General features: G+C 63.5%; 23 protein-coding genes and 1 tRNA gene. 12 read left to right on the top strand and 12 right to left on the bottom strand.

The window, feature by feature from the left end; all coding sequences use genetic code 11:
• Positions 1 to 15: 15 nt before the first annotated feature.
• Genes NKH19_RS23010 through NKH19_RS23000 form a run of 3 tightly spaced genes read right to left on the bottom strand, consistent with a single transcriptional unit; the run spans position 16 to position 2905 of the window.
• Positions 16 to 945 carry a DUF6492 family protein gene (locus NKH19_RS23010; RefSeq protein WP_352869665.1) on the bottom strand — a complete coding sequence of 310 codons (930 nt, stop codon included), beginning with the start codon at positions 943 to 945 and terminating at the stop codon, positions 16 to 18.
• Positions 942 to 1736: a WecB/TagA/CpsF family glycosyltransferase gene (locus NKH19_RS23005; protein WP_352869667.1), complete on the bottom strand. Its 795-nt coding sequence runs from the start codon at positions 1734 to 1736 to the stop codon at positions 942 to 944. The genes NKH19_RS23010 and NKH19_RS23005 overlap by 4 nt, the downstream gene beginning before the upstream one ends.
• On the bottom strand, positions 1733 to 2905 hold the full coding sequence (locus NKH19_RS23000) for a glycosyltransferase family 4 protein (protein ID WP_352869669.1): 1173 nt from the start codon (positions 2903 to 2905) through the stop codon (positions 1733 to 1735). The genes NKH19_RS23005 and NKH19_RS23000 overlap by 4 nt, the downstream gene beginning before the upstream one ends.
• A 172-nt stretch (positions 2906 to 3077) precedes the next feature.
• Between NKH19_RS23000 and NKH19_RS22995 the strand changes: the two genes are divergently transcribed.
• Genes NKH19_RS22995 through proC form a run of 3 tightly spaced genes read left to right on the top strand, consistent with a single transcriptional unit; the run spans position 3078 to position 6255 of the window.
• A complete protein-coding gene (locus tag NKH19_RS22995) occupies positions 3078 to 4076 on the top strand; it encodes a glycosyltransferase family 2 protein (RefSeq protein WP_352869671.1) in 999 nt (332 codons plus the stop codon).
• Positions 4045 to 5379, top strand: coding sequence for an O-antigen ligase family protein (locus NKH19_RS22990; RefSeq protein WP_352869673.1), 1335 nt, complete (start codon positions 4045 to 4047; stop codon positions 5377 to 5379). Before NKH19_RS22995 ends, NKH19_RS22990 begins: the two co-directional genes overlap by 32 nt.
• A 60-nt stretch (positions 5380 to 5439) precedes the next feature.
• Positions 5440 to 6255, top strand: coding sequence for a pyrroline-5-carboxylate reductase (gene proC / locus NKH19_RS22985; RefSeq protein ID WP_352869675.1), 816 nt, complete (start codon positions 5440 to 5442; stop codon positions 6253 to 6255).
• 343 nt (positions 6256 to 6598) lie between these two features.
• Here the strand turns inward: proC and NKH19_RS22980 are convergent, their stop codons facing one another.
• The 5 genes from NKH19_RS22980 to NKH19_RS22960 form a co-directional block, all read right to left on the bottom strand.
• A complete protein-coding gene (locus tag NKH19_RS22980; protein ID WP_352982834.1) occupies positions 6599 to 6853 on the bottom strand; it encodes a type II toxin-antitoxin system VapB family antitoxin in 255 nt (84 codons plus the stop codon).
• A 68-nt stretch (positions 6854 to 6921) separates the two neighbouring features.
• Positions 6922 to 8235 (bottom strand): NAD(P)H-dependent oxidoreductase, encoded by a 1314-nt coding sequence (locus NKH19_RS22975; RefSeq protein ID WP_352869679.1) that lies wholly within the window; start codon positions 8233 to 8235, stop codon positions 6922 to 6924.
• An 85-nt stretch (positions 8236 to 8320) separates the two neighbouring features.
• A complete protein-coding gene (locus tag NKH19_RS22970) occupies positions 8321 to 9715 on the bottom strand; it encodes a multicopper oxidase family protein (protein ID WP_352869681.1) in 1395 nt (464 codons plus the stop codon).
• Between the two features lie 160 nt (positions 9716 to 9875).
• Positions 9876 to 13685, bottom strand: coding sequence for a methionine synthase (gene metH / locus NKH19_RS22965; RefSeq protein WP_352982832.1), 3810 nt, complete (start codon positions 13683 to 13685; stop codon positions 9876 to 9878).
• 330 nt (positions 13686 to 14015) lie between these two features.
• Positions 14016 to 14090 (bottom strand) — tRNA-Thr (locus NKH19_RS22960).
• Between the two features lie 161 nt (positions 14091 to 14251).
• On the opposite strand from NKH19_RS22960, the gene NKH19_RS22955 reads away from it, so the two are divergent.
• The 9 genes from NKH19_RS22955 to yacG all read left to right on the top strand — a co-directional run bounded on the left by NKH19_RS22955 (position 14252) and on the right by yacG (position 19924).
• Positions 14252 to 14446 (top strand): hypothetical protein, encoded by a 195-nt coding sequence (locus NKH19_RS22955; protein WP_352869684.1) that lies wholly within the window; start codon positions 14252 to 14254, stop codon positions 14444 to 14446.
• A 147-nt stretch (positions 14447 to 14593) separates the two neighbouring features.
• Entirely contained in the window at positions 14594 to 15886 is a 1293-nt protein-coding gene (gene murA, locus NKH19_RS22950) for a UDP-N-acetylglucosamine 1-carboxyvinyltransferase (protein ID WP_352869686.1), read from the top strand.
• Between the two features lie 91 nt (positions 15887 to 15977).
• On the top strand, positions 15978 to 16412 hold the full coding sequence (locus NKH19_RS22945) for a DUF2948 family protein (protein WP_352869688.1): 435 nt from the start codon (positions 15978 to 15980) through the stop codon (positions 16410 to 16412).
• Between the two features lie 7 nt (positions 16413 to 16419).
• Positions 16420 to 17712, top strand: coding sequence for a histidinol dehydrogenase (hisD, locus tag NKH19_RS22940; RefSeq protein ID WP_352869690.1), 1293 nt, complete (start codon positions 16420 to 16422; stop codon positions 17710 to 17712).
• A 6-nt stretch (positions 17713 to 17718) separates the two neighbouring features.
• Complete coding sequence (locus tag NKH19_RS22935; protein ID WP_352869692.1) at positions 17719 to 18204, top strand: UPF0262 family protein; 486 nt, start codon at positions 17719 to 17721, stop codon at positions 18202 to 18204.
• The gene (locus NKH19_RS22930; RefSeq protein ID WP_352982860.1) at positions 18192 to 18662 is read left to right on the top strand and encodes an arsenate-mycothiol transferase ArsC; all 471 of its coding nucleotides are present in this window, start codon (positions 18192 to 18194) and stop codon (positions 18660 to 18662) included. Before NKH19_RS22935 ends, NKH19_RS22930 begins: the two co-directional genes overlap by 13 nt.
• 198 nt (positions 18663 to 18860) lie before the next feature.
• Positions 18861 to 19079: a translation initiation factor IF-1 gene (gene infA, locus NKH19_RS22925; protein WP_006200926.1), complete on the top strand. Its 219-nt coding sequence runs from the start codon at positions 18861 to 18863 to the stop codon at positions 19077 to 19079.
• A gap of 21 nt (positions 19080 to 19100) precedes the next feature.
• On the top strand, positions 19101 to 19730 hold the full coding sequence (locus NKH19_RS22920; protein WP_127296630.1) for a Maf-like protein: 630 nt from the start codon (positions 19101 to 19103) through the stop codon (positions 19728 to 19730).
• The gene (yacG, locus tag NKH19_RS22915) at positions 19727 to 19924 is read left to right on the top strand and encodes a DNA gyrase inhibitor YacG (protein ID WP_352628423.1); all 198 of its coding nucleotides are present in this window, start codon (positions 19727 to 19729) and stop codon (positions 19922 to 19924) included. Before NKH19_RS22920 ends, yacG begins: the two co-directional genes overlap by 4 nt.
• A 4-nt stretch (positions 19925 to 19928) precedes the next feature.
• On the opposite strand, the gene NKH19_RS22910 is transcribed toward yacG, so the two are convergent.
• The 4 genes from NKH19_RS22910 to NKH19_RS22895 are packed head-to-tail and all read right to left on the bottom strand — an operon-like array spanning position 19929 to position 25141.
• On the bottom strand, positions 19929 to 21299 hold the full coding sequence (locus tag NKH19_RS22910) for an alpha-glucosidase/alpha-galactosidase (RefSeq protein WP_352869695.1): 1371 nt from the start codon (positions 21297 to 21299) through the stop codon (positions 19929 to 19931).
• Positions 21300 to 21318: 19 nt separating this feature from the next.
• Positions 21319 to 22986 (bottom strand): ABC transporter ATP-binding protein, encoded by a 1668-nt coding sequence (locus NKH19_RS22905; RefSeq protein WP_352869697.1) that lies wholly within the window; start codon positions 22984 to 22986, stop codon positions 21319 to 21321.
• Positions 22987 to 22996: 10 nt separating this feature from the next.
• Complete coding sequence (locus tag NKH19_RS22900; protein ID WP_352869699.1) at positions 22997 to 24133, bottom strand: ABC transporter permease; 1137 nt, start codon at positions 24131 to 24133, stop codon at positions 22997 to 22999.
• Positions 24134 to 25141 (bottom strand): ABC transporter permease, encoded by a 1008-nt coding sequence (locus NKH19_RS22895; RefSeq protein ID WP_352869701.1) that lies wholly within the window; start codon positions 25139 to 25141, stop codon positions 24134 to 24136. It abuts the gene before it with no gap.
• Between the last annotated feature and the right edge of the window lie 156 nt (positions 25142 to 25297).

Raw genomic sequence — 25297 nt, 5'->3', positions numbered from 1 at the left:
TCCCACTTTTCGGGATCATGCTTCGTTAAGCCCAATCAAACGGCGGATGCGGCCGATATCGGTGCCGATAAAGGACTGCATGCCGATCGCCACCTGCTCCGGCGCCATGGCGGCGACGAAGTTGCGGAACTCGTCGTCCGATAGCGCCTCGCCGGTCCAGTGCACCCGGCAGAACTCTTCCGAACCGTGGAAGTGGCCGGCGCCCTCCAGCAGATCGTCGACGTAGCGGCCGTAGATCATGCATTCGGAGAATTTGCGCGCCGAGCCGACGACCTCGACCCAGTTTCGGCCATGGACCTTTTCGATCTGGCCGCACATGGCCAGCACGGTGTCGCGCCGCCAGGCGATCAGCGTCGAGATGTAGTCGTGGTTCGATGTCCGGGATGGGTCGATGCCAAGCGCCGCACCCGCGTTGCGCGACCAAATGCGATGCTCTTCATGACCTTCGTGCGCCAGCGCACCGTCGCGGCGGAACAGCCGCGCCTTGCCATCATGCCAGAAAGTGCCGCAGTCGAAAGGTTTGAGGAAAGCGACGTCGGAATCGCAGAAGATCAGCACATCCTCGGATGCATGCGCCGATATCGCGATGCGGCGCAGCTGCTGCACATGCCAGCCGCGCAGCCGCTGGGTCTTCAGGCTGAGCCAGATGCGCCGACGAAACAGGCTGAGCGGGTCGTCGAAGGCGTGCAGCCAGCGCGGCAGCAATTCCCGCTCGTCGACGATGGTACGCCAGCTGGTCTCCAACTGACGGAAAAGCGAGATATCGCGATGTTCGACCAGGATATAGTGGTGCGCCGCGCCGGAAACATGGCGATCGAGTGTCTCGCACAACAGGCGGCAGCGCTCGAAATCGGGCGCGTAGCTTGCCGTCACCAGTGCCGCCGTCGGCATCCGCCGAAGCGGGCTAGGCTCGACAGCGGCACCCGGAACGAACCTGCTGTTCAACGGATGTCTCCCGCAGCTTCGGGTGCATGCGAGAATCTCTGCCTGACGACGCGCAGCAGGAACAGAGGATTGCCGACCACATAGCGGCGCCACAGGCGGCCCGGTTCGACAGCCAGCCGGAACAGCCATTCGAGCCGCAGCCGGCGCATCCACAAGGGTGCCCGGGGCACCGAGCCGCTCAGGAAGTCAAGCAGCGCGCCGACGGCGATCGGCAGCGTGCAGTGGCGTGCGTCGATGTGGCGTTCGATCCACAATTCCTGGCGCGGCACACCCATGGCGACGAGCAGCACGTCGGGCCGCAGGGTTGCAATCCGTTCGACGATCTCCGGCTCCTGCGCGGCGGAGAAAAAGCCGTCATGGATGACGACGAAACGATGTTGGACGGCAATCGCCGCCAGTTTCTTCGACGCCGCTTCGGCATTGACGCGGGTGGCCCCGAGCAGAGCCACAGTCAGCGGCTGGGGCGAGGCCTGCAGGAAGGCCGGCACGAAATCGGTACCATTGAGATTGTCCGGGAAAGGCGCGCCGTAGAGGACTTTCGCCGCGAGATCGACACCGATGCCGTCGGGCAGGATGAGAAAGTCATCCAGCGCCTTGGCGAAGACCGGATCCGTGCAGGCCATGTTGGCATTATGGGCGTTGAGGAAAGTGACCTTGGTAAAACGACGCTCTCTGGTCAACCGCGTCAACAGGGCCATGGCCTCATCCCAGCGAATCGCGAGCACCGGGATGCCGAGGATCGTTCTCAAGGTGTCGCGCCCCGAGGCGGCGCGGGTGGAGTGCATGTTCATGCAAACGCCTCCTGCCTGACGGACCCGAGTTTTTCGAGGCCGAGCCGGATGGCGGCGTCGAGCGCCTGGACCTGCGAACGCCGGAATGTGCTGCCGTCGACGTCGCGGACGTCGGCCGCCGCGGCTTCGAGAGCCCTGGCGAAGGCGGCGGGATCGTCGGTGACGACGCAATTGGACGGGCGATGGTCGATGCCGCGCAGCGAGCGGCTGGTGGCGACGGACGGCAGGCCGAGCTCGAAGGTTTCGATGGTCTTCAACTGGACGCCGCTGCCCGCGGTGCTGATCAGCGGGATGACGGCAGCGCTACGCACGAAGGCCTGTGCGTCCGGCACGCGGCCGACAAATTCGACACCCGGATGCTTCGACGTGACGCCCGCGGGCATGCTGCCGGCGATGCGGATGCGGAAGTCGCGCCGAAGATGCGGCACCACCTTGCCCAGGAACCAGTCGAGGCCGATGCGGTTCGGCTGCCAGGTCCAGGTGCCGATCAGCGCCGCATCGCAGTCGATGTGACGCGACCCTTTCCGGGTCGGTGCCTCGACGCCGGTCACCAAAGGCAGCACCGCCGAGCGGTCGTCGGAGGCGACACCGAGTGCCGCGCGGTCTTCCTCGGCGAGCGTGAAGACGAAACGCGCACGGCGACAGAGGCGCTCTTCCACGATCTTGAGCAACCTCGCCTCACGGCGAAACAACTGGCGCTGAAAGGGGCCGCCGGCGGCAGCGGCGTTCTCCCGCGCCGATAGATGCTCGACATTGTGGGCGACGAAGATCGAAGGCCGGTCAGCGAACAGTTTTTCGAAGGCGCCGGCGAACTGCACGGAATTCAAGACATAGCCGTCAACCGGACCGGCGCTCTCGATGGCGGCGAGAACAGCGCCGTCGGACACGGCGCGCAACTTGGCCGACGCGAAGGTGAGGCCCGAAAGCAGTGCCTTGCCGACCCAGGCCAGCTTTTGCCGTGCGGAGGCATTGTCCGTGCGCACGTCGATCGCACCCAGCACCATGGTGTTGTCGGGATCGGCCGCGGGTTTCCCCGGCCAGGTGAAGCCGATGACCGTGACTCGCGCGCCAGCGCGCCGCAAGGCGGCGATGATCGCGGCGTTGGCGATCTCGTAGCCCGAGGCGAGAGCGCCGTCGGGCACGATCGATGTGGCGAACAGCAGATGCATCTCACCTATCCTGTGGTGCAGCCGGTAGCAAAGTGCGGTGAACCCTTGATTAAGCCAGCACATTCGACGACCGAAAGCCCCTGTCTGCGGGGCTTCTCCGTGCAAGGTGATTAACGAAACCTTATCACCGTGGTGCTACCCAGAACCCAACTCACCATGTGGCTGGACACGGATGATCCCTTTGCCATCGGACGGTTCGGTATCGATCGCGGGACGCTCGCCGCGGCTTGACGTCGAGGCCATCGAAGCGGTCGTCACTTTGCCAACTTTCAAGCGGCCCGAGCAGGTGCTGGAAACGCTGGCGTCGCTGCGCGCACAGCAGACCGGCAGGCGCTTTGCCGTCATCGTCATGGAAAACGAGGCCGAGGCGCGGGCCGGCGCCAAGGCGGCACTGCCGCTGTTCGAGCGCGGCGAGATACCGGGTCTGGTCATCATCGCGCATGAGCGCGGCAATTGCAGCGCCTACAATGCCGGCTGGCAGACAGCGATCCTGCAGTTCCCGAACTTCCGGCATCTGCTGGTCATCGACGACGACGAGATCGCCGATCCGCGGTGGCTGGAACGGATGTGCAAGGCGGCCGAGACGCTCGGCGCCGATATCGTCGGCGGCCCGCAGGTTCCCGTGTTTGCCGATCCCGCCCATGCGGGATGGGCAGACCACCCGGTGTTCGCGCCCCCCTACCGGGAGACGGGACGCGTGCCCGCGCTCTATTCCTCCGGCAATCTTCTGGTCGGACGCAACGTGCTGACCGCCATGGGGCCGCCCTTTCTCGACCTCAAATTCAATTTCATGGGCGGCGGTGATTCCGATTTTCTGAGCCGGGCGGCGCAAAGCGGCTTCGTGCTTGGCTGGTGCGCCGAAGCGGAAGTGCAAGAAACCGTTCCGGCCCGGCGTATCGAAGCCGACTGGATCCGCGCCCGCAGCCTGCGCAACGGCGTGATCTCGACACTGGTCGAAAAGAAGAAACGCGCCGGCAGGCCACTCGCCGGCGCCAAGGTGTTGCTGAAGAGCCTGGCGCTGCTTGCAGCCTCGCCGTTTCGTGGCCTGATCCGGCTGGCGCGAACCGGATCACCGGCGATCGCCATCTACCCCGTCCATGTGGCGCTGGGCCGCGTGCTGGCCGAATTCGGATATGCCAATGAGCAATACCGCCAGCCTGAGAAAAACTGAGCGCGCCGCGTTCACGCGCGAAGGCGTGGCCACCGCCATCGCGGCGCTGCTGTTCACCGTCATCATGGTGTCCTTCCGGCCATTCCAGCCGGCCGGCGCCGAACTCACGGACCAAGGCGGCGACATCGTCAACCAGCTTGGCTTCAGTTCGCTCGGCGCCATGTCGATCTTCTCGCTGATGGCCTTTGCCGATCCGCGCGTGGTGCGCTCGCTGCTCAGCTCGTCCTGGATGCTGATGCTGGGTTTCTTTTTCCTGTCGGTGATCCTGGCGACCGATCCGCCGTCTGCGATGCGCGCCGCCTCCTTCACGCTGATCGGCATCCTGACGGTGGCGACGATCCTGGTGCTGCCGCGCGACGCCGAAGGTTTTTCAAAAGTCATCATCTTCACCGCCGTCGTGGTCATGGTCCTTTCCTATCTCGGCCTCATCGTCTTTCCGCACGAGGCGATGCACACCGCCGACTCACAGGAGCCCGAACATGCCGGCCTGTGGCGCGGCGTGTTCACCCACAAGAACATCGCCGGCCCAATCATGGCCTGCCTCAGCTTCGCGGGCCTCTATCTCTACCGGCGCGGGCAACGGTACTGGGGTGCCGGGATCTTCTTCGCGGCGATGATCTTCATGCTGCACACCGGCTCAAAGACAACAGCCGGCCTGGTGCCGTTCTCGATCCTGATCGTGATGTTCCCGAGCCTGATAGGCATGCGGCTCGGCACGCCGATTCTGTTTGCCCTGGCGATCATCGCCACGGCGGTCGGCACGCTAGGCATCGTCTTCCTGCCGCCGGTGAAACATCTGGCGGCGATCTATTTCCCCGACATGACCTATACCGGCCGCACGACGCTGTGGGAGTTCGCCGGCAGCATGCTGGCGAAGAAGCCATGGACCGGCTACGGCTATGAAAGCTTCTGGGGCACGCCGCTCTTGCTCAACCAGGACCAGCCCTTCGACCGGCCGTGGGACATCAGAACCATCGTGCACGGCCATAACGGCTATCTCGATATTGCCGTGCTGATGGGCATTCCGGCCCTTTGCGTGGCGGTTTACACCTTCCTCATCGCGCCGCTGCGCGACTACATGCGCATACCGCTGCGCAGGGAGAATATCTTTCTCGGCGACTTCTTCATGATGGTGGTGCTGTTCACGGCGCTGAACGCTTTCCTCGAAAGCTTCTTCTTCCATCGCGGCGACCCGGTCTGGCTGTTCTTCGTGCTCGGCGTCCTTGGGCTGAGGCAAGTTTCGCTGCGGCCGATGGCCGTGCGTGACCCCGATCACGGTGCACGATCTTCCCGTTCCTCCTGACGGGGGCTTCCCCACGGAACAGCCAGCGTCTATGTGAAGGCCTTCCTTGGGAGGCTTTCGATGACGATCAGGCTTGTTCTCGCCGGCTGCGGCAATATGGGTTACGCCATGCTCTCGGGCTGGCTGAAATCCGGCAAGCTTGCGCCGTCGGCGGTTTTCGTGGTCGAGCCCAAAGCCGATCTGCGCAATCGCGCGGAAACGCTAGGCTGCGCGACATCAGCCGATGCCAGCGGCATTCCGGCAGATGCCGTGCCCGATCTCGTCGTCATCGCGGTGAAGCCGCAGGTGATCCGCGACGTCACCGCCGCCTACAAGCGCTTCGCCGATGGCCGCACCACCTTCGTCAGCATCGCCGCCGGCACGCCTGCCGCCACCTTCGAGGACATCCTGGGCAATCGCGCGCCAGTCGTGCGCTGCATGCCCAACACGCCGGCGGCGATCGGCAAGGGCATGATGGTGGTGTTCTCCAACAGACTGGTTTCCAACGACACCAAGCGTTTCGTCGCCGACCTTTTGTCGGCGAGCGGCGAAGTGGCCACCATCGACGACGAGGGTTTGATGGACGCGGTGACCGCCGTGTCGGGGTCGGGCCCGGCCTACATCTTCCATTTCATCGAAGCGCTGACCGTGGCCGCCGAGAAGGCCGGCCTGCCGACGGCAACCGCCAAGCTGCTCGCCAAGCAGACCGTCTACGGTGCTGCCTCGCTTGCCGCCGAAAGCGGCGAGGAGCCGGGAGTGTTGCGCCAGCAGGTCACCAGCCCCAATGGCACGACGGCCGCGGCGCTAGACGTGCTGATGGGCGAGGACCGGCTGACGCGCCTTCTCACAGAGGCGGTGGAGGCTGCGCGGCTGCGATCGATCGAACTGGGGAAGTAAGGCACTAGCTCCTTATGTTGACGGCTTGGCGGAAATGCACATGGTTTTCGTCATCCTGGGGCGCAGCAAGGAGCGAAGCGACGCAGCGCAGACCCCAGGATCCATGCCGCGACTTTAAACGCGTCACCACGGTGCAGAATTCTGCTCCGCTGCACCCTTCGGCCAAGGGCACGGAATGGATCCTCGGGTCTCCGCGACGTCGCTTCGCTCCTGCTCCGCCCGTGGATGACGAAGGAGGTAAGGCTTCGACCAATCCCGAATATTTATGCTGATCCATCCAAACGAACGACGAAATCCGGGCTGCCAGTAGGCCGTCCAACCGATCAACCCTGTGTGCACCTAGTCAGGCGTCATTCTGGCCGCCGCCCCACATGGCGCCGATCTCATCCTTGCTCACGGCCTGACCACCCTCGCCTGCTTTCGCCCTGAGATCGGCGGCGATGACAGCCAGCCGCTCCGCCAAGGGGGCGCGGCCTCTTTCCCATTTCAGTTCTGATTCAAGCGCTTCGATAACCGCTTTAGTCATGGAAGTGTTGCGTTTGGCCGCAAGCTCAAGAGCGAGTTCGCGTGCGCGCGGATCCCTTATCCGAAGGTTCATGTGACCGATCCTTGGCGATACCTGTCACAACAATCTAGACTTTTGTAATGACCGCGCCAGCGTGGTCATCACATCCCATACAGCATCTCGTCCTGCAGCCGGCGCAAGGCGAACAGCCTCGTCGTCTGGTCGGGTATGGCATTGTCGCCGGTCAGCAATTCGCCTTTCCGGACCGGCTTCAGCACCTTGCCGCCCTCGAGCAGGCCGACCGGCACGGCGCGCTGCGCACGGGCCTCGCCGACGGTCATGGTCCAGGAGCGGTAGCAGGTCTCGCCGATCGCATCGAAGGTCTCGCCGGCGGCAAGGTCGCGCTTGGCGACGGCGCACACTTCGGCCACCGGCCTTGGCAGCGGCACCATATCAGGCTTGCCGAACAGCACGATGCGGGCGGCGGTCAGCGGCACTTCCAGCGAGGTCAAATGATAAGGCCGGAACAGGCTGTAATAGGGGCCGTGGCCGATATGCAGATCGTCCATGCGTTCTATGATGCGCGGATGCGTCGCCTCGACGATGACGAAGACGCCGGGCGCGACGCCTTTGCCGACCGTGTAGTCGACGACGCCTTTCTTCGTGAGCAGGCCGCCATCCTCGCGCGGGATGAGCACCTTGGCGAGATCGTCGCGGTCGGCCTTTGGGCCGTGCATGCCGGGCACATCGGGCGCCAGCCCGGTTGCATTGGCGATGGCGCACATTTCGACCATGGTCTTGGAACCGTCCACGAACTCGACCAGCATGCGCGGGTTCATGTTGCGGCGGACCGCTTCCTCGCGATAGTCGTCCGGCACGGCGTCGTGGTTGAGCGGGTTGTTCTTGCCCTTGCCGGCCGAGACGATGGTTAGCCCAAGCGCCGACGCAAACTCGATCAGTTCCATGCAACTCGACGGCTCATCGCCCGCACCCACCGAATAGACGACGCCAAGCCGGTCGGCCTGCTGCTTAAGATAGCAGCCGATGGTGACGTCGGCCTCGACGTTCATCATCACCAGATGCTTGCCATGCTCCATCGCCATCAGGTCGAAATCGGCGGCAACGCCCGGCTTGCCGGTGGCGTCGATGACGACGTCGATCAGCGGGTTGGTGACCAGCATCTCGTTCGAAGTGATGGCGATCTTGCCGTTCTCGATCGCCGCGGTGACTTTCGACGCGGTGTCGGCTTCGACCGCCATGGCTTCATCGCCATAGGCGATGCGGATGGCCTCGCGCGCGGTGTGCGGACGGCGTGTCGAAACGGCGCAAACCGAAATGCCCTTCATCAGCATGCCTTGCGTCACCAGATCGGTGCCCATCTCGCCCGAGCCGATGACGCCGATGCGCACAGGGCGGCTCTCGGCGGCGCGCCTGGCAAGATCGCGGGCAAGCCCGGTCAGGGCGACATTGGTCATGCAGGAATGTCCCATGGTTCTTGAGTTGGAGGCGGCAATAGCAGGGAAACGCCCCCTTTTGCCAACGAAACCGTCCGGCGCGGCTTCAGACCACCCTGAGATAGCTCGTCATTCCCGATTTCTGGTGCTCGATGACGTGGCAGTGCAGAAGCCAGTCGCCGAGATTGTCGGCGACGAGGCCCAGGCTCACCTTCTCGTTGGGCTGGATGAGATAGGTATCCGAAATCATCGGCTCAACCTGGCGCGTCGAGGACGACAACACCTTGAAGCTCATGCCGTGCAGATGCATCGGATGGGATTGCGGCGTCAGGTTTTCCATGTCGATAACATAGCTCCGGCCGAGCTTCAGTTCGGCCAGCGGCGCGGTTGGATCCGGCGTATCGCCTGACCACGGCACCTTGTTGATCGCCCAGAAGCTGTAGCCAAGCGAACCACAGATGCCGTCACTCGGGACGTTTTCCGCCGTGGCGCTGAGCGCCAGGGAAATATGCTTGGCACTGGTGAGGTCCACTTCCGCCACCGGATTGACCTCCAGGGGTGCAACATCACGAATGGCACGCTTGAGCGAGCTTCCCGTCGCGCGAAGGGTCGCGAGCACTTTGGGCTTGGTGCCCCTGACGTCCCGCAGGCTGACGATCGCGCCCTCGTCGTCGGGCATGCGGATGGCCAGCTCCACGCGCTGGCCGGGTCCAAGCAGCAGGGCGTCGGGAGAAAAACGCCGCGGCACCGGATTGCCGTCGAGCGCCATCACTGTCGCCTCGGCGCCGTCGACGCGAAAGGCATAGATGCGTGTGACATCGGTGATGGCGACCCTGAGCCGCACCAGCCCGCCGGCCGGCGCGTCATATTGCGGCTGATCGAGCCAGTTGGCGGTGCGCACCGTGCCGTAAGTGCCGGTTCTCGCGGCATCGCGCGGGCGGAACAGGTCTATGAACTGACCGTCGTCGCCGAGGCGCCAGTCGCGCAGATTGAAGACAATCTCGGCATCGAATTCCGGATCACCGGGGTTCTCGACCACGATCACGCCCGTCAGGCCGTGGCCCATCTGGGTCAGCGTGTTGCAATGCGGGTGGTACCAGAAGGTGCCGGCGTCGGGCGGAGTGAAGGCGTAGTCGAAATGATCGCCGGTGTAGACATAAGGCTGGACCAGAAAGGGCACGCCGTCCATCTTGTTTGGAACGCGAATACCGTGCCAGTGGATGGTCGTCGGATCGTCGATGGCGTTGACAAGACGCGCGGCAAAGGGCTCGCCCTTTTTCATTCTGAGCACGGGCGGCATTCCGGCGTTGCCGTAGGTCAGTACATCCCTGGTCTGGCCGATATCCATCAGCTTTGCCTGGATCTTTGCCGTCTGCAAAACCACCGGCTCGGGCGTGGCAGAGGCCCAGCCGCCAAGCCGACCGATGGCCGAAAACCCTATCCCGCCCACGCCGGCAACCGCGGCCGTTTTCAAAAGCCCGCGGCGTGTGAGTAGGGTCATTCGGCGTTCCAACTGCAAAGACGACTGCTTGGGTCTATCGCTATCCTGGATCAGAGGCCAGTCACCGGCGCGGATGCCGATATTGGCACATTGCATCTCGACGATGCCATGGCGATGTGTGGTTGTCGCTTGGCTTGGCCGACAACAGAACCTGCCGCTGCTATTCAGCCGCCTTGGCATGGTGTGCCGGCACGTAGTTGAGGATGGGGCCAAGCCAGCGCTCGACCTCGGCCAACGGCATAGCCTTGCGGCGCGCATAATCCTCGACCTGGTCGCGTTCGACCTTGGCGACGCCGAAATAGTAGCTTTCGGGATGCGACAGATAGATGCCTGACACGGACGAGCCCGGCCACATCGCATAGCTCTCGGTCAGGCGGACCCCGGCATTGTTCTCGCCGTCGAGCAACCGGAACAGCGTCGCCTTCTCGGTGTGGTCGGGTTGCGCCGGATAGCCGGGGGCCGGGCGGATGCCGCGATAGGGTTCGCCGATCAGCTCGTCGGGCGCCAATGATTCCTCTGGCGCGTAGCCCCAGAACTCCTTGCGCACCTTCTCATGCATGCACTCGGCAAAGGCCTCGGCGAAACGGTCGGCCAGCGCCTTGACCATGATCGACGAATAATCGTCATTCGCCCGCTCGAAACGCTCCGCGATCGCCACCTCCTCGATTCCGGCGGTGACGATGAAGCCGCCGATATGGTCGGGCTTGCCGCTGTCCATTGGCGCGACGAAATCCGACAGCGCGACATTGGCCTTGCCGTCGCGCTTGGTCAGTTGCTGGCGCAGGGTGAAGAAGGTCGCCAGTTCCTTTGAGCGCTTGTCATCCGTGAACAGCCTGATGTCATCGCCGACGGTGTTGGCCGGCCAGAAGCCGATGACGCCGCGCGGCGCAAACCATTTTTCGGCGATGATCTGCTTCAGCATCGCCTGCGCATCCTCGAACAACTGGCGGGCGGCGGGTCCTTGCGCTTCGTCTTCGAGGATCCTGGGATAGCGCCCCTTCAGCTCCCAGGTCTGGAAGAACGGCGTCCAGTCGATGTAGCGCGCGATTTCGGTCAGGTCCCAATTCTCGAAGACCTTCACGCCTGTGAAGGACGGCTTCGGCGGCTCATATTCAGACCAGTCGAGCTGATGCGCATTTGCCCTCGCCTTGGCCAGCGGCAGCCGCTGCTTGTCGGCTTCGGAGCGGGCATGCGCGTCGGCGACCCTCTTGTATTCGGCGCGCACCGTGTCGACATAGCCGCCCTTGGTCTCGTTCGACAGCAAGGACGAGACCACGCCGACCGCACGGCTGGCGTCGGTGACGTAGACCGTCTGGCCCTTGGTGTAGCGCGGGTGGATTTTCACCGCCGTATGCACGCGGCTGGTCGTCGCGCCGCCGATCAGCAGCGGGATGTCGAAGCCTTCGCGCTCCATCTCGGCGGCCATATGCGCCATCTCATCGAGCGACGGCGTGATCAGGCCCGACAGTCCGATGATGTCGACATTTTGGTCGCGCGCCGTCCGCAGGATCCTTGCCGCCGGCACCATGACGCCGAGATCGATGATCTCGTAATTGTTGCAGGCCAGCACGACGCCGACGATGTTCTTGCCGATGTCGTGGACATCGCCCTTCACCGTTGCCATCAGGATCTTGCCCGCCGTCTGGCGCTCGCCATTGTCGATGCCGTTTGCGGCGTTGGCCAGCTTCTCGGCCTCCATGTGCGGCAGCAGTCCGGCCACTGCCTGTTTCATTACCCGCGCCGACTTCACCACTTGCGGCAGGAACATCTTTCCCGCGCCGAACAGGTCGCCGACGACGTTCATGCCGGCCATCAGCGGGCCTTCTATGACATGCAGCGGGCGCTCGGCGGCCAGACGCGCTTCCTCGGTGTCGGCGTCGATGAATTCGGTGATGCCGTTGACCAGTGCATGGCTGATCCGCTGTTCGACTGGCAATTCGCGCCAGGCGAGATCGCGCTCCTTGGCTTCTTGGCCCGCCGTGCCCTTGAAGCGTTCGGCGATCTCCAGCATGCGTTCGGTGGCGGTGCCGCCGGCCTTGGGCACGCGGTTGAGCACGACATCCTCGCAGGCCTCGCGCAGCGCCGGTACGATCGTGTCGTAGACGGCGAGCTGACCGGCATTGACGATGCCCATGTCCATGCCGCGCTGGATGGCATGGTAGAGGAACACGGCATGCATGGCCTCGCGCACCGGCTCATTGCCGCGGAACGAGAAGGACAGGTTCGACACGCCGCCGGAAATGTGGACATGCGGCAGCGTCCCGGTGATCTCTCCCGTCGCCTCGATGAAGTCGACGCCGTAATTGTCGTGCTCCTCTATGCCGGTGGCGATGGCGAAGACATTGGGGTCGAAGACGATGTCCTCGGGCGGAAAGCCGGCCTGTTCGGTCAGGAGCTTGTAGGCGCGGGTGCAGATCTCGACTTTGCGCGCTTTGGTGTCGGCCTGGCCGTCTTCGTCGAAGGCCATGACCACCACCGCCGCGCCATAGGCGCGCACCAGCCTTGCATGATGCAGGAACGCCTCTTCGCCTTCCTTCATCGAGATGGAGTTGACCAGCGGCTTGCCCTGCACGCATTTCAGGCCGGCCTCGATGATCTCCCATTTGGAACTGTCGACCATGACGGGAACGCGGGCGATGTCCGGCTCGGCGGCGATCAGGTTGAGATATTCCACCATCGCCTTCTTCGAATCGATCAGTCCCTCGTCCATGTTGATGTCGATGATCTGGGCGCCATTGGCGACCTGGTCGCGCGCCACGTCGAGCGCGGCGACATAGTCTCCCGCCGTGATCAGCTTCCTGAACTTGGCCGATCCGGTGACATTGGTGCGTTCGCCGACATTGACGAAGGGAATCTCGTCGGTCAGCGTGAACGGCTCCAGCCCGGACAGGCGCATCTTGCGCTCGATGTCGGGAATGGCGCGCGGCGGATATTTCTTCACCGCTTCGGCGATGGCGCGGATGTGATCCGGGGTCGAGCCGCAGCAGCCGCCGACGACATTGACCAGCCCCTCGCGGGCGAAATCCTCGATCTGCGCGGCCATGAATTCCGGGCTCTCGTCATAACGGCCGAATTCATTGGGCAGGCCGGCGTTGGGATAGGCGCAGGTGAAGGCGTCGGCGACGCTTGATATCTCGGCCAGATGCGCGCGCATGGCGTTGGCGCCGAGCGCGCAGTTGAGGCCGATGGTGAAGGGGCTGGCATGGCGCACCGAATGCCAGAAGGCGGTCGGCGTCTGGCCGGACAGCGTGCGGCCAGAAAGGTCGGTGATGGTGCCCGAAATCATCACCGGCAGGTGCACGCCCTTCTCGTTGAAGATCTCTTCTGCCGCGAAGATAGCCGCCTTGGCGTTCAGCGTGTCGAAGATGGTCTCGATCAGGATGATGTCGGCGCCACCGTCGATCAGGCCGCGCAGCTGTTCGCCATAGGCCAGGCGCAGATCGTCGAAGGTCACCGCACGATAGCCGGGATTGTTGACGTCGGGCGACATCGAGGCGGTGCGATTGGTCGGCCCCAGCGCGCCGGCAACGAAACGGCGCTTGCCATCCTCCTGCTCGGCACGAACAGCGGCGCGCCGTACCAGCCGCGCGCCATCGCGGTTGAGCGCATAGACGGCGTCGCCCATGCCGTAATCGGCCTGGGCGATCGAAGTCGAGGAGAAGGTGTTGGTTTCCAGAATATCCGCGCCTGCGATGGCGTATTGATAGTGGATTTCCTCGATCGCCTGCGGCTGCGTCAGGATCAGAAGATCGTTGTTGCCTTGCTGGTGGCAGGCGCAGCCGGCGAAGGCTTCGCCGCGGAACTGGTCTTCATCGAAACCCAGGCCTTGGATCTGTGTGCCCATGGCGCCGTCAAGGATGAGGATGCGTTCGCGCGCCGCCGCCGTCAGCGCCGCAAGCACTTCCGACCCGTCGGGCCTTGCCGCGACGGGGCCGAACAATGCGTCCAGCGATGCAGAATCCTGCGACATTTTTTATCCCTTTGGCGACAAGCCTTTTCATGTCACATAAGGATATCTTTATGTCAATATACGGCAAGCGCTCGTCATTGTCACGCGTCATTGCTTTCGCCTGGCTCACGAGCGCAATCCTTCTGTCAGCGCAGGTGGCTGGACGAGGAGAAGGTCGGACAAGCATTCCGTTAGGGCAATGGATTGGGTTGGCACGACCATGGCATCTGCCTGTTCCGCGGCACGAACGAGTATCACGGAAGCCGTTTCGGGCCGGTCGTTGCGGACGGTCGCGCCCGCTTTCACCGTTCTGATGGTGCCCGGTAGTTGTTTCCAAACAAGGGCTTGGAATGGTGCTGCGAGAGAGGATTGAACTCTCGACCTCTCCCTTACCAAGGGAGTGCTCTACCACTGAGCTACCGCAGCCGCTGATGGCGGGGCTTCTGCCATATCGAACCGGCAAGCGCAAGGCCAAGTGCAACGCTTCTGTGAAAGCCTTTGCCGGATAGCTTTTATCGACATGGCGGCGCCACAATGTTGGCTATCCCTGATTGACGGGTTGGCTGGTCGCCGGCCGGGACGGGACGATGAACGACAAGACAATTCCACTGAAAAGGGCTGGTCCAGCTAAAAAGAGCGGCGCCAACCGCAAGGACCGGCTGGCCGAGCAATTGCGCGCCAATTTGCAGAAACGCAAGGCGCAGTCGCGCTCGCGGCGCGCCGGCGATGCGGATCAGCGGCCGGACGGGCTCGGCGCGGCAAAGGAAATACAAAAAGATTAACTCAAATCGGCCACTCTTGGCCCGGGATGGGGCGAAATCCTATTTCTTCAACCAGCCAATTCCTTGAACCAGATTGGCCAATGGTCTAGACGGGCCGCTACTCAAACGATTGAACCGGCTTTTTCGAGCCGAGAGGGACGTTCTTCCATGGATCGCATCAGAATTGTCGGGGGCAACAAGCTCTCCGGAAGCATTCCGATCTCGGGCGCGAAAAACGCGGCCCTGCCCCTGATGATCGCCTCACTTTTGACCGACGACACGCTGACGCTGGAAAACGTGCCGCATCTGGCCGATGTCGAACAGTTGATCCGCATCCTGGGCAATCACGGCGTCGACTATTCGGTCAATGGCCGCCGCGAGAAGCAGAATGAGGGCTATTCGCGCACCATCAATTTCTCCGCCCGCAACATCGTCGACACGACGGCGCCCTATGAGCTGGTGTCGAAGATGCGAGCGTCGTTCTGGGTCATCGGGCCGCTGCTGGCCCGCATGGGCGAGGCCAAGGTGTCGCTGCCTGGCGGTTGCGCCATCGGCACGCGCCCGGTCGATCTGTTCCTCGAAGGCTTGCAGGCGCTGGGCGCCGATATCGACGTCGACACCGGCTATGTCATCGCTAAAACCCGAAATGGCCGCCTTGTCGGCAACCGCTATGTGTTCCCGAAGGTCTCTGTCGGCGCCACCCATGTGCTGATGATGGCCGCGGCCCTGGCCAAGGGCGAGACGGTGCTGGAAAATGCCGCCTGCGAACCCGAAATCGTCAACCTCGCCGAGTGCCTCAATGCCATGGGCGCCAAGATTTCCGGCGCCGGCACGCCTGTTATCACCATCGATGGCGTCGAATCGCTGTCGGGTGCCCGCGTGCGCGTCATTCCCGACCGTATCGAGACCGGCACCTACGCAATGGCGGTGGCAATGACCGGCGGCGACGTCGTGCTCGAGGGCGCACGCCCCGAACTGCTGCAGACCGCGCTCGACGTGATCTCGCAGACGGGTGCGGAGATCACGCAAACCAATTCCGGCATTCGGGTGAAGCGCAACGGCGCGGGCATTTTGCCGGTCGACGTGACGACAGCGCCGTTCCCGGCCTTCCCGACCGATTTGCAGGCGCAGTTCATGGGCCTGATGACGATGGCCAAGGGCAAGTCGCGCATCACCGAGACGATTTTCGAAAACCGCTTCATGCATGTGCAGGAACTGGCCCGGCTCGGCGCCCACATCACGCTTTCGGGCCAGACGGCAATCGTCGACGGCGTGCCGAAGTTGAAGGGCGCGCCGGTCATGGCGACCGATCTTCGCGCCTCGGTCTCACTGGTCATCGCCGGCCTGGCGGCCGAAGGCGAGACGACGGTCAACCGCGTCTACCATCTCGACCGCGGCTTCGAGCGGCTGGAAGAAAAGCTGTCCAACTGCGGCGCGGTGATCGAGCGGATTTCCGCATAGGCCAATCGCAAGGCCTTGCGGTGTGGTTGCGCGGACGGGAAAGACCGCCTAACAGAAGGTTCAGTTATCAACCTTCAGGTGCGAAATCCGCATGACTGCCCTTAAGCTTATCGCGCTCGACGACCAGGATCTGAGCATCGTTTCGGCCCATGTCCAGGATGCCGTGATGAAGGTCAGTGACCTCGAATTCCTGCCCGCGGCCAAGCGTTTCCTGCTGACCATGAACCGTTTCGTCTGGGAGGCCAAATCCGGCCTGTTTCGCCAGCACAATGAGCGGCGGCAGGCGGTGCTGCATTTCGACCGGGTGCTTGGTGCCAAGACCAACGGCATCGCCCGCGACAAGCCGGCTGAGGTCCTGTCCCTGCTGGCGATCAGCTTCATCGAGATCAGCAAGCCGGCCGGTATCGTCGAGCTGATCTTTGCGGGCGGCGGCACCATCATGCTCGATGTCGAGTGCATCGAGGCCCGCCTTGCCGACATCGGCGGCGCGTGGGAAGCCAGCTCGCGCCCGATCCACAAGGCCTGAACATCCGATGGCCATCACGCTTCGTCAGTCCGACGCCGATTTCGAGCAGCGTTTCGCCGCCTTCCTCCTGACCAAGCGGGAAGTGTCCGCCGATGTCGATGCCGCGGTGCGCGACATCATCGCGCGCGTGCGCGCAGAGGGCGACGCGGCGTTGATCGACTATTCGCAGAAATTCGATCGCGCCGATCTGGCTGGATTAGGCATCGCCGTCTCGAAGGACGACATCGCCCAGGCTTACAAGGCCGCTGACCCAAAAACGATCGAGGCACTGGAATTCGCGCGCGACCGCATCCGCTCGCATCACGAACGGCAGCGGCCGAAGGACGATCGCTATACCGATGCCGCCGGTGTCGAGCTCGGCTGGCGCTGGACGGCTATCGAGGCGGTCGGGCTCTATGTGCCGGGCGGCACGGCGAGCTATCCAAGCTCGGTGCTGATGAACGCCGTCCCGGCCAGGGTGGCCGGCGTCGAGCGCATCGTCATGGTCGTGCCGGCGCCAGGCGGCATCATCAACCCGCTGGTGCTGGTGGCCGCGGATATATCAGGCGTGTCCGAAATCTACCGCGTCGGCGGCGCCCAGGCGATCGCAGCGCTTGCCTATGGCACCGAGACTATAAAGCCGGTCGCCAAGATCGTCGGTCCGGGCAATGCCTATGTCGCAGCGGCCAAGCGCCAGGTGTTCGGCACCGTCGGCATCGACATGATCGCCGGGCCGTCGGAAGTGCTCGTCGTGGCCGACGGCAGCAACGACCCGGACTGGATTGCCGCCGATTTGCTGGCCCAGGCCGAGCACGATGCGTCGGCGCAGTCGATCCTGGTCACCGACGACCCGGCCTTCGGCATCGCCGTCGAACAGGCGGTCGAACGCCAGTTGCAGAACCTGCCGCGCGCCGAAACGGCAGCGGCAAGCTGGCGCGATTTCGGCGCTGTGATCCTGGTGCCGACGATCGAGGCAGCGCTGCCGCTGGTCGACCGTATCGCCGCCGAACACGTCGAATTGGCAATCGACGATGCCGAGGGTTTCCTGTCGCGGATGCGCAATGCGGGTGCCGTCTTTCTCGGCCGCCACACGCCGGAAGCCATCGGCGACTATGTCGGCGGCTCCAACCATGTGCTGCCAACGGCACGTTCGGCTCGTTTCTCGTCCGGGCTGTCCGTGCTCGATTTCGTCAAGCGCACCTCGATCCTCAAGCTTGGGCCGGAGCAGTTGCGGATCTTGGCGCCGGCGGCGATCGCGCTGGCCAAGGCGGAAGGCCTTGAAGCACATGCACGTTCCGTCGCCATACGGCTGAACATGTAGGCCGCCATGTCCGACTCCGATCAAACCCGCGCCAGGCTGATCGATGTCGAACTCGATGAATCGATCGGCCGTTCGACACCCGATGTCGAGCATGAACGCGCGGTGGCGATCTTCGACCTGATCGAGGAAAACAGTTTTCAACCCGTCAATGACGGCGGCGCCGGCCCTTATCGGCTGAAACTGTCGCTGGCCGAGAAGCGCCTGGTCTTTGCCGTGGCGCGAGAGGATGGGGCCCCCGTCGTCACCCATATCTTGTCGTTGACGCCGCTCAGGCGCATCGTCAAGGACTACTACATGATCTGCGAAAGCTACTATGACGCCATCCGCTCCTCGACGCCAAGCCACATCGAGGCGATCGACATGGGCCGCCGCGGCCTGCACAATGAAGGCTCGCGGACGCTGATGGACCGGCTTTCCGGCAAGATCGACATCGACTTCGATACGGCGCGCCGGCTGTTCACGCTGGTCTGCGTGCTTCACTGGCGGGGCTAGCCCTGGCACCCGGCGTCCTTCCCCGTTCGATCCTGTTCCTGTGCGGCATGAATGCCGTGCGCTCGCCGATGGCGGAGCAACTGGCGAGGCGGATGCTGCCTGCCACCATCTTCGTCGCCTCGGCCGGCGTTCGCGCGGGCGAGCGCGATCCGTTCGTCGATGCGGTCCTTGCCGAGGAGGGTCTCACACTGGGCGAGCGTCACCCAAGGACGATGGACGATCTCGAGGACGACTATTTCGACCTCATCGTCACGCTGTCTCCGGAAGCGCACCACGCGGCTCTCGAACTCACCCGCTCGCTCGCCGTCGAGGTCGAATACTGGCCGATGCCGGACCCTACCGATGCCGGCGGCACGCGCGAACAGATCATGGCCAGTTATCGCGACGTGCGCGAGCGGCTGAAGTTGCGCATAGGCCGACGTTTTTTTCTTCCGGAAGCAAAAAACGCGACGGATTAAGCGTGTTCACAAGCGGGCGATTATCATATAGGTTCCGCCGAAATTCCGGCAGAGTCGGATGATTTCAGGTCTGTTCGACCTGAAATCTGAATCCGCCTCTAAATCAAGAAGTAGAGCATGATGTCGTCCGAAAACCGCTCCACACTTTTCGGCATCATGCTCTAAGCGCCGGAACTGCCATCCAAGCAAAGGTATCGAATGCCGAAGGAAGAAGTCCTCGAGTTTCCGGGTGTCGTGACGGAATTGTTGCCCAACGCGATGTTCCGGGTAAAACTCGAAAACGAACATGAGATCATTGCCCATACGGCCGGCCGCATGCGCAAGAACCGCATCCGCGTGCTGACCGGCGACAAGGTTCTGGTCGAGATGACGCCATACGACCTGACCAAGGGCCGCATCACCTATCGTTTCAAGTAAGCCAAGCCCGACTGGTCCGCGATGAGCATTTTGCAGAAGCTGGTGCTTGCCTCGGGTTCGCCGCGCCGGATCGAGCTCTTGCAGCAGGCCGGCATCGAGCCGGACCGCGTGCTGCCGGCCGATGTCGACGAAACGCCGCTGCGTGCAGAGCATCCGCGCTCGCTGGCCAAGCGGCTGTCGAAGGAAAAGGCCGAGAAGGCGTTCGCGTCGCTGAAGACCGAAGCCGACTACGCGCCGGGCTTCGTGCTGGCCGCGGACACGGTGGTCGCCGTCGGGCGGCGCATCCTGCCCAAGGCAGAAACCCTCGACGACGCCGCCAACTGCCTCGGGCTGTTGTCCGGCCGTTCGCACCGGGTCTATTCCGGCATCTGCCTGATCACGCCGGGCGGCAAACTGCGCCAGCGGCTGGTCGAGACGCGGGTGCGCTTCAAGCGGCTGCCGCGCGAGGAAATCGACGCCTATGTCGCCTCGGGCGAATGGCGCGGCAAGGCCGGCGGCTACGCCGTCCAGGGTCTCGCCGGCGCGTTCGTCGTCAAGCTGGTCGGTTCCTACACCAACGTCGTCGGGCTGCCGCTCTATGAGACGGTGGCGCTGTTGAGCGGCGAAGGCTTCAAGGTGCATGGCGGCTGGCTGTCAGGCGCACGGCTATGAGTTCCGACCCCAAAGTCACGCCCTTGCGCCCCAAGCGCCCCTGCCCCGAATGCGGCAAGCCATCGGCGCGCGACACTTTTCCGTTCTGCTCGACGCGCTGCAAGGACATCGACCTCAACCGCTGGCTGAAGGGCGCCTATGTCATCAAGGCCCGCGACGACGAGGAAGAGACCGACCCCGACGCTCCTAAATAAGGCGTCAGGCGGCCTCGGTCTTGCGCGCCACGCGCGCCCAGGCCGGCAGCCAGTCGCCGTGAGCGGCGAGAAGGTCGTCGACCAGTGACCAGATCTGGTCGAGATCAAGCTCGGCGGCGGTATGCGGGTCCATCATCGCCGCATGGTAGATGTGCTCGCGGTTCTCCGTCATCAGCGCCCGCACCGTCAGTTCCTGCACGTTGATGTTGGTGCGGATCAGCGCGGTCAATTGCGGCGGCAGCTCGCCGATATAGGTCGGCTGGATGCCGGAGGCATCGACCAGGCACGGCACTTCGGCGGCGCAATCCCGGGGCAGCGAGGTGATGCAGCCATTGTTGCGGACGTTGCCGTAGATCACCGACGGTTCGCCCGTCCAGACCGAATTCATGATCGAGGAGGCATATTCCTTCGACTGCTCGACTTCGATGCGATCGGCCGAACGATAGGCTTCCGCCTGCCCCTTCCAGCGCTCGATCTGCTCGATGCAGCGCTTGGGATATTCATCCAGCGGGATGCCGTACTTCTCGATCAGGTCCGGGCGGCCGTCCTTGATGAAATAGGGCGTGTATTCGGCGAAATGTTCCGAGCTTTCGGTGACGAAATAGCCGAGCCTGGTCAGCATCTCGTAGCGCACCTTGTTAGGGCAGCGCGGGTTCCAGCCAGGCTTGGGCGCACGGCCTTCGCGATAGGCGCGCACCAGATCTGGATAGAGATTGCGGTAGGAACCGTCCGGCTGGCGATGCTCGAAGCTGAGATAAAAGGCCATGTGGTTGATGCCGGCCGAGCGATAGCGGATTTCTTCGTAAGGAATGTCGAGATCGTGCGCCAGCTCCATTGCCGTGCCCTGCACCGAATGGCAGAGGCCGACCTGCCTGATCTCGGGATATTTCTCTGATATCGCCCAGGTGTTGATCGCCATCGGATTGACATATTGCAGCATGATCGCCTGCGGGCAGACGGCGAGCATGTCCTCGCAGACCTTCCACAGATGCGGCACGGTCCGGAGGCCCCGCATGATGCCGCCGACGCCGAGCGTGTCGGCGATCGTCTGGCGCAGGCCGTATTTCTTCGGCACTTCGAAATCGGTGATCGTGCAGGGCTCATAGCCGCCAATCTGGAAGGCGACGACGACGAAGTCGGCGCCGGCCAGCGCCGTGCGCTGGTCCGAATGGGTCTCGGTCTTTGCCTTGACGCCGAGTGTCGCGATCAGCTTGTTGACGACGATGGCGCTCTCTTCCAGCCGCTGCGGATTGACGTCCATCAGCGCGATCGTCGCGCCCGAAAGCGACGGGCGCTGCAGCACGTCGCCGACAATGTTCTTCATGAACACCGTCGAGCCGGCGCCGATGAAAGTGATCTTGGGATTTCTTGCCATGCTAACCTCCGGCATATGTTCAGGCCACGTCGAAAGCGGCCCTGACGAGCCGTTCGGTGTAGGCGGTCTTGGGATTGGACAGGACGTCGTCGACGGGGCCCTGCTCGACGATCTTGCCGTTCTGCATGACGATGACGCGATGGCACAGTGCACGCACCACCTTGAGGTCGTGCGAGATGAAGAGGTAGCTGAGGCCGCGCTCGTCCTGCAGCTTGCGCAGCAGGTCGATGATCTGCGCCTGAACGGACAGGTCCAGCGCCGATGTCGGCTCGTCGAGCAGGATGAATTCAGGTTCCAATGCGATGGCGCGGGCGATCGCGACGCGTTGCCGCTGGCCGCCGGAGAATTCGTGCGGAAACCGCGACAGTATATCGCCGGGCATGCCGGCGCTGACCAGCGCCTCGCGCACCCGATCGACCCGCTCGCGCCGTGTCGCCCCTATGCTGTTGACGATCAGCCCTTCCTCGATGATCTGGCCGATCGTCATGCGCGGGTTGAGCGAGGAGAACGGATCCTGGAAGACGATCTGCATGCGCGAGCGCAGCGGCCGCATCTCGGCCCGCGACAGGCCGTGGATCGGCCTGCCATCGAAGCGTATCTCGCCGCGCTTGGTATCTATCAACCGGAGCAGGGCCTGGCCGAAGGTGGTCTTGCCGGAACCGGACTCGCCGACCAGCCCCAGCGTCTCATGGCGGCACAGGCTAAGGCTGAGATCGTCGACGGCGACCAGTTCGCGCCAGTCCGGTTTCAGGAAGGTGCCGTGGCGCAGCATGAAGGAGACACGCACGCCGCTGGCCTCGAGAATGGTGCCGCAGCCCTCAGGCAGCGGTTTCGGCTGTCCGCGCGGCTCGGAAGCCAGCAGCCGCCTCGTGTAAGGATGCCGCGGATCGGCGAAGAGCCGTTCGGTGACGTTGTGCTCGCACATTTCGCCATGCTGCATGACATAGACGTAGTCGGAGAACTGACGCACGACGGTCAGGTCGTGGGTAATCAGGATCACCGCCATGCGCAGCTCTTTCTGCAGGCTGCGGATCAGGTTCAGGATCTGCGCCTGGACGGTGACATCGAGCGCCGTGGTCGGCTCATCGGCGATCAGCACATCGGGATTGTTGGCCAGTGCCATGGCGATCATCACGCGCTGGCGTTGTCCGCCCGATAGCTGGTGCGGATACTGCTTGAGCCGCGCGACAGGATCGGGAATCTGCACGTGCTGCAGAAGTTCCAGTGCTCGCGCCCAGGCCCGCTTGCGGCTAACCTTGCGATGCACCCTGATCGCCTCGACGATCTGGCTGCCGACCGTATAGATCGGGTTGAGGGAGCTCATCGGCTCCTGGAAGATCATCGAGATGCGGTTGCCGCGCAGCTTGCGCCGGGCGCTCTCGGGAAACTTCAGGATGTTTTGCCCGTCGTAACAGACGCTCGACCCGGGCGACACCGTGGCGCGCCGCGACAGCAGGCCCATGACGGTGCGCGCCGTCACCGACTTTCCGGAACCGGATTCGCCGACGATCGCGATCGTCTCGCCGCGATAGAGCTGGAATGAGATGTCCTTGACCGCGTCGACGACGCCATGCTCGACCTTGAAGGCCACGGCGACGTTGCGGGCGTCGATGATGGGCTGGTCCCGACGTCCGTCATGGTCGTGACGGACGGTTGGTGCAAAGGTTTCGGCGAGCGCGACTGTCATCTGTTCCACCTCAATAGGGATCGACGGCGTCGCGCAGGCCGTCGCCGAGCGCGTTGAAGGCAAAGACGGTGACGAGCACGAAACCGACCGGCGACAGGATCCAGGGATAGGTGCCGATGACGGAATAGGTCGCGGTGTCCTGCAGCATCAGGCCCCACGAGATCAGCGGCGGCTTGACGGCGAAGCCGAGGAAACCGAGGAAGGATTCAAGCAGCACCACCGTCGGGATCGCCAGCGTTACGGCGACGATCACATGGCTCATCACATTGGGGAAGATGTGCTGCATGATGATGCGCCGGTCGGTGGCGCCGACCGCCATGGCGGCGCGCACATACTCGATCCGTGCCAGCGCCAAAGTCTTGCCGCGCACCTCGCGCGACATCTGCGCCCAGCCCAATGCCGACATGACGATGATGACGAAAGCGAGGAAGACGTTGGTAGGCGCGGTAACCGGGATCAACGTCGTCAGCGCCAAATAGAGCGGCAGTTGCGGGAAGGCGAGCACCAGTTCGACGAAACGCTGCATCCAGACATCGAACCTGCCGCCGAAATAGCCGGAGACCATGCCGACGGTGGTGCCGATGACGGTGATGATGAAGACGACCGTCAGCGCGATCATAAGCGAGACGCGCGAGCCATGGATGGCGCGCGACAGCACGTCGCGGCCGAACTTGTCGGTGCCGAGGAAATGCACCGGCTGGCCGTCCAGCGAGCCGAACAGATGCCGGTCCGCCGGCAAAAGCCCGAACAGCTTGTAGGGCGCGCCATGCACGAAGAAACCAAGCAGCCTTGGATGGTCATAGTCGGGGCCGACGACGGGCTGGAAGGTGACCGGATCGAGATCCGCCGAATCGGCCAGCGCATAGACCCTCGGCCGCGCGGTGAAACCGCCGTCCTTGTCATGGAAAACAGGCACCTGCGGCGGAGCGAAGCCGACATCCGTGACCTTCGGGTCCATCGGCGCGATGAACTCCGCGAACACGGCCATCACCAACAGGAGCACGACAAGCCAAAGTCCGGCCATGCCGGTCCAGGAGCGCTTCAACCGGCGCCAGACAAGGGCGATATAGCTCTCATTGCCGCGCTGCGGCTTCTCGATGACGCCTTCGGCGGGCAGCGGTGGTGTTAGATTGTCGAAAGCCAGCATCTAACCCTCCCCGAACTGGCGCACGCGCGGATCGAGCAGCACGAGCAGCATGTCGGCGATGATGTTGCCGACGATCAGCGTCGCCGACAGCACCATCATGAACGTGGCGGTGACATAGACGTCGCCGACAGCCATGGAACCGACGATCGCCGGGCCAACGGTCGGGAGCGCGAAAATGATCGCGGTCTCGATCTCGCCGGTTAGCATGTAGGGCAGCACCACGCCCTGATACATGACGAGCGGGTGCAGCGCGTTGGGCACGGCGTGGCGCATGACGACGGCGGCACCGGTCAGCCCCTTGGCCCTGGCCGTCTCGACATATTGCGCGTTCAGCGTGTCGAGCAGATTGCCGCGCATGATGCGCATGTTGTAGGCGAGGCCGCCGAAGGTGGCGATCGCAACGACCGGCCAGACATGCTTGACCAGGTCGACGAATTTGGCCCACGACCACGGCGCGCCGCCATATTGCGGCGAGAAGAAGCTGCCGATCTCCGACACGTTGAACTGGAAGACCAGGAGATAGACGATGATCAGCGCCATCAGGAAGCGCGGCACCGTCATGCCGAGGAAAGAGATCGCGGAAAGTGTCGAGTCGATCCAGGTGTATTGCCGGGTCGCCGCCCATATGCCGAATGTGATGCCGAGCACCGAGGCGAGCAGATGGCAGACCAATGCCAGAATGAGCGTGCGCGGCAGGCGCTCGCCGACCACATCGGCGACCGGCTTGTTGTAGTAGAGGCTGTAGCCGAAATCACCGCGGGTGATGATGCCGCCGATCCAGTTGAGATACTGGACGGGCAGCGGCTTATCGAGGCCATGCTCGATGCGATAGGCGTTGGCCTGCGCGTCGGCCTCGGCGAAGGAAGCTCCACCCTGGTTGATCGCCTGCGAGCGGATGTAGTCGGCATAATCGCCGGGCGGCGCCTGGATGATGGCAAAGGTGACCAGGCTCAAAATGGCTAGGACCGGTATTGCCGACGCTATGCGCGTGAGCAGGAATCGCAACATGGACGGTCCGTTTCTTGTCTCGCCGATCGCGCCTTTGGTTGCGTCCGGAGGTTGACTTTGTCGGGGGGGGGCCCGCCCCCCGCCCGCCCGCGAGAAAGAGAAAATTAAAAAAAAAAAAACACCCACACAAAACCGACAGGGGGTGAAGGAGGTGGT

This window comes from Mesorhizobium sp. M1338 (genome assembly GCF_040318045.1).
Lineage (GTDB): Bacteria > Pseudomonadota > Alphaproteobacteria > Rhizobiales > Rhizobiaceae > Mesorhizobium.
The sequence above is the reverse complement of the archived record's forward strand: the minus strand, read 5'-3'. Positions and strand labels throughout refer to the sequence as shown.

Bases quoted from the DNA above. Each gene is read 5' to 3' on its own strand.
- NKH19_RS23005 (WP_352869667.1), bottom strand. From the start codon at position 1,736: ATGAACATGCACTCCACCCGCGCCGCCTCGGGGCGCGACACCTTGAGA.
- NKH19_RS23000 (WP_352869669.1), bottom strand. From the start codon at position 2,905: ATGCATCTGCTGTTCGCCACATCGATCGTGCCCGACGGCGCTCTCGCC.
- NKH19_RS22995 (WP_352869671.1), top strand. From the start codon at position 3,078: ATGATCCCTTTGCCATCGGACGGTTCGGTATCGATCGCGGGACGCTCG.
- NKH19_RS22990 (WP_352869673.1), top strand. From the start codon at position 4,045: ATGAGCAATACCGCCAGCCTGAGAAAAACTGAGCGCGCCGCGTTCACG.
- proC (WP_352869675.1), top strand. From the start codon at position 5,440: ATGACGATCAGGCTTGTTCTCGCCGGCTGCGGCAATATGGGTTACGCC.
- NKH19_RS22980 (WP_352982834.1), bottom strand. From the start codon at position 6,853: ATGAACCTTCGGATAAGGGATCCGCGCGCACGCGAACTCGCTCTTGAG.
- NKH19_RS22975 (WP_352869679.1), bottom strand. From the start codon at position 8,235: ATGACCAATGTCGCCCTGACCGGGCTTGCCCGCGATCTTGCCAGGCGC.
- NKH19_RS22970 (WP_352869681.1), bottom strand. From the start codon at position 9,715: ATGACCCTACTCACACGCCGCGGGCTTTTGAAAACGGCCGCGGTTGCC.
- metH (WP_352982832.1), bottom strand. From the start codon at position 13,685: ATGTCGCAGGATTCTGCATCGCTGGACGCATTGTTCGGCCCCGTCGCG.
- NKH19_RS22955 (WP_352869684.1), top strand. From the start codon at position 14,252: ATGAACGACAAGACAATTCCACTGAAAAGGGCTGGTCCAGCTAAAAAG.
- murA (WP_352869686.1), top strand. From the start codon at position 14,594: ATGGATCGCATCAGAATTGTCGGGGGCAACAAGCTCTCCGGAAGCATT.
- NKH19_RS22945 (WP_352869688.1), top strand. From the start codon at position 15,978: ATGACTGCCCTTAAGCTTATCGCGCTCGACGACCAGGATCTGAGCATC.
- hisD (WP_352869690.1), top strand. From the start codon at position 16,420: ATGGCCATCACGCTTCGTCAGTCCGACGCCGATTTCGAGCAGCGTTTC.
- NKH19_RS22935 (WP_352869692.1), top strand. From the start codon at position 17,719: ATGTCCGACTCCGATCAAACCCGCGCCAGGCTGATCGATGTCGAACTC.
- infA (WP_006200926.1), top strand. From the start codon at position 18,861: ATGCCGAAGGAAGAAGTCCTCGAGTTTCCGGGTGTCGTGACGGAATTG.
- NKH19_RS22920 (WP_127296630.1), top strand. From the start codon at position 19,101: ATGAGCATTTTGCAGAAGCTGGTGCTTGCCTCGGGTTCGCCGCGCCGG.
- yacG (WP_352628423.1), top strand. From the start codon at position 19,727: ATGAGTTCCGACCCCAAAGTCACGCCCTTGCGCCCCAAGCGCCCCTGC.
- NKH19_RS22910 (WP_352869695.1), bottom strand. From the start codon at position 21,299: ATGGCAAGAAATCCCAAGATCACTTTCATCGGCGCCGGCTCGACGGTG.
- NKH19_RS22905 (WP_352869697.1), bottom strand. From the start codon at position 22,986: ATGACAGTCGCGCTCGCCGAAACCTTTGCACCAACCGTCCGTCACGAC.
- NKH19_RS22900 (WP_352869699.1), bottom strand. From the start codon at position 24,133: ATGCTGGCTTTCGACAATCTAACACCACCGCTGCCCGCCGAAGGCGTC.
- NKH19_RS22895 (WP_352869701.1), bottom strand. From the start codon at position 25,141: ATGTTGCGATTCCTGCTCACGCGCATAGCGTCGGCAATACCGGTCCTA.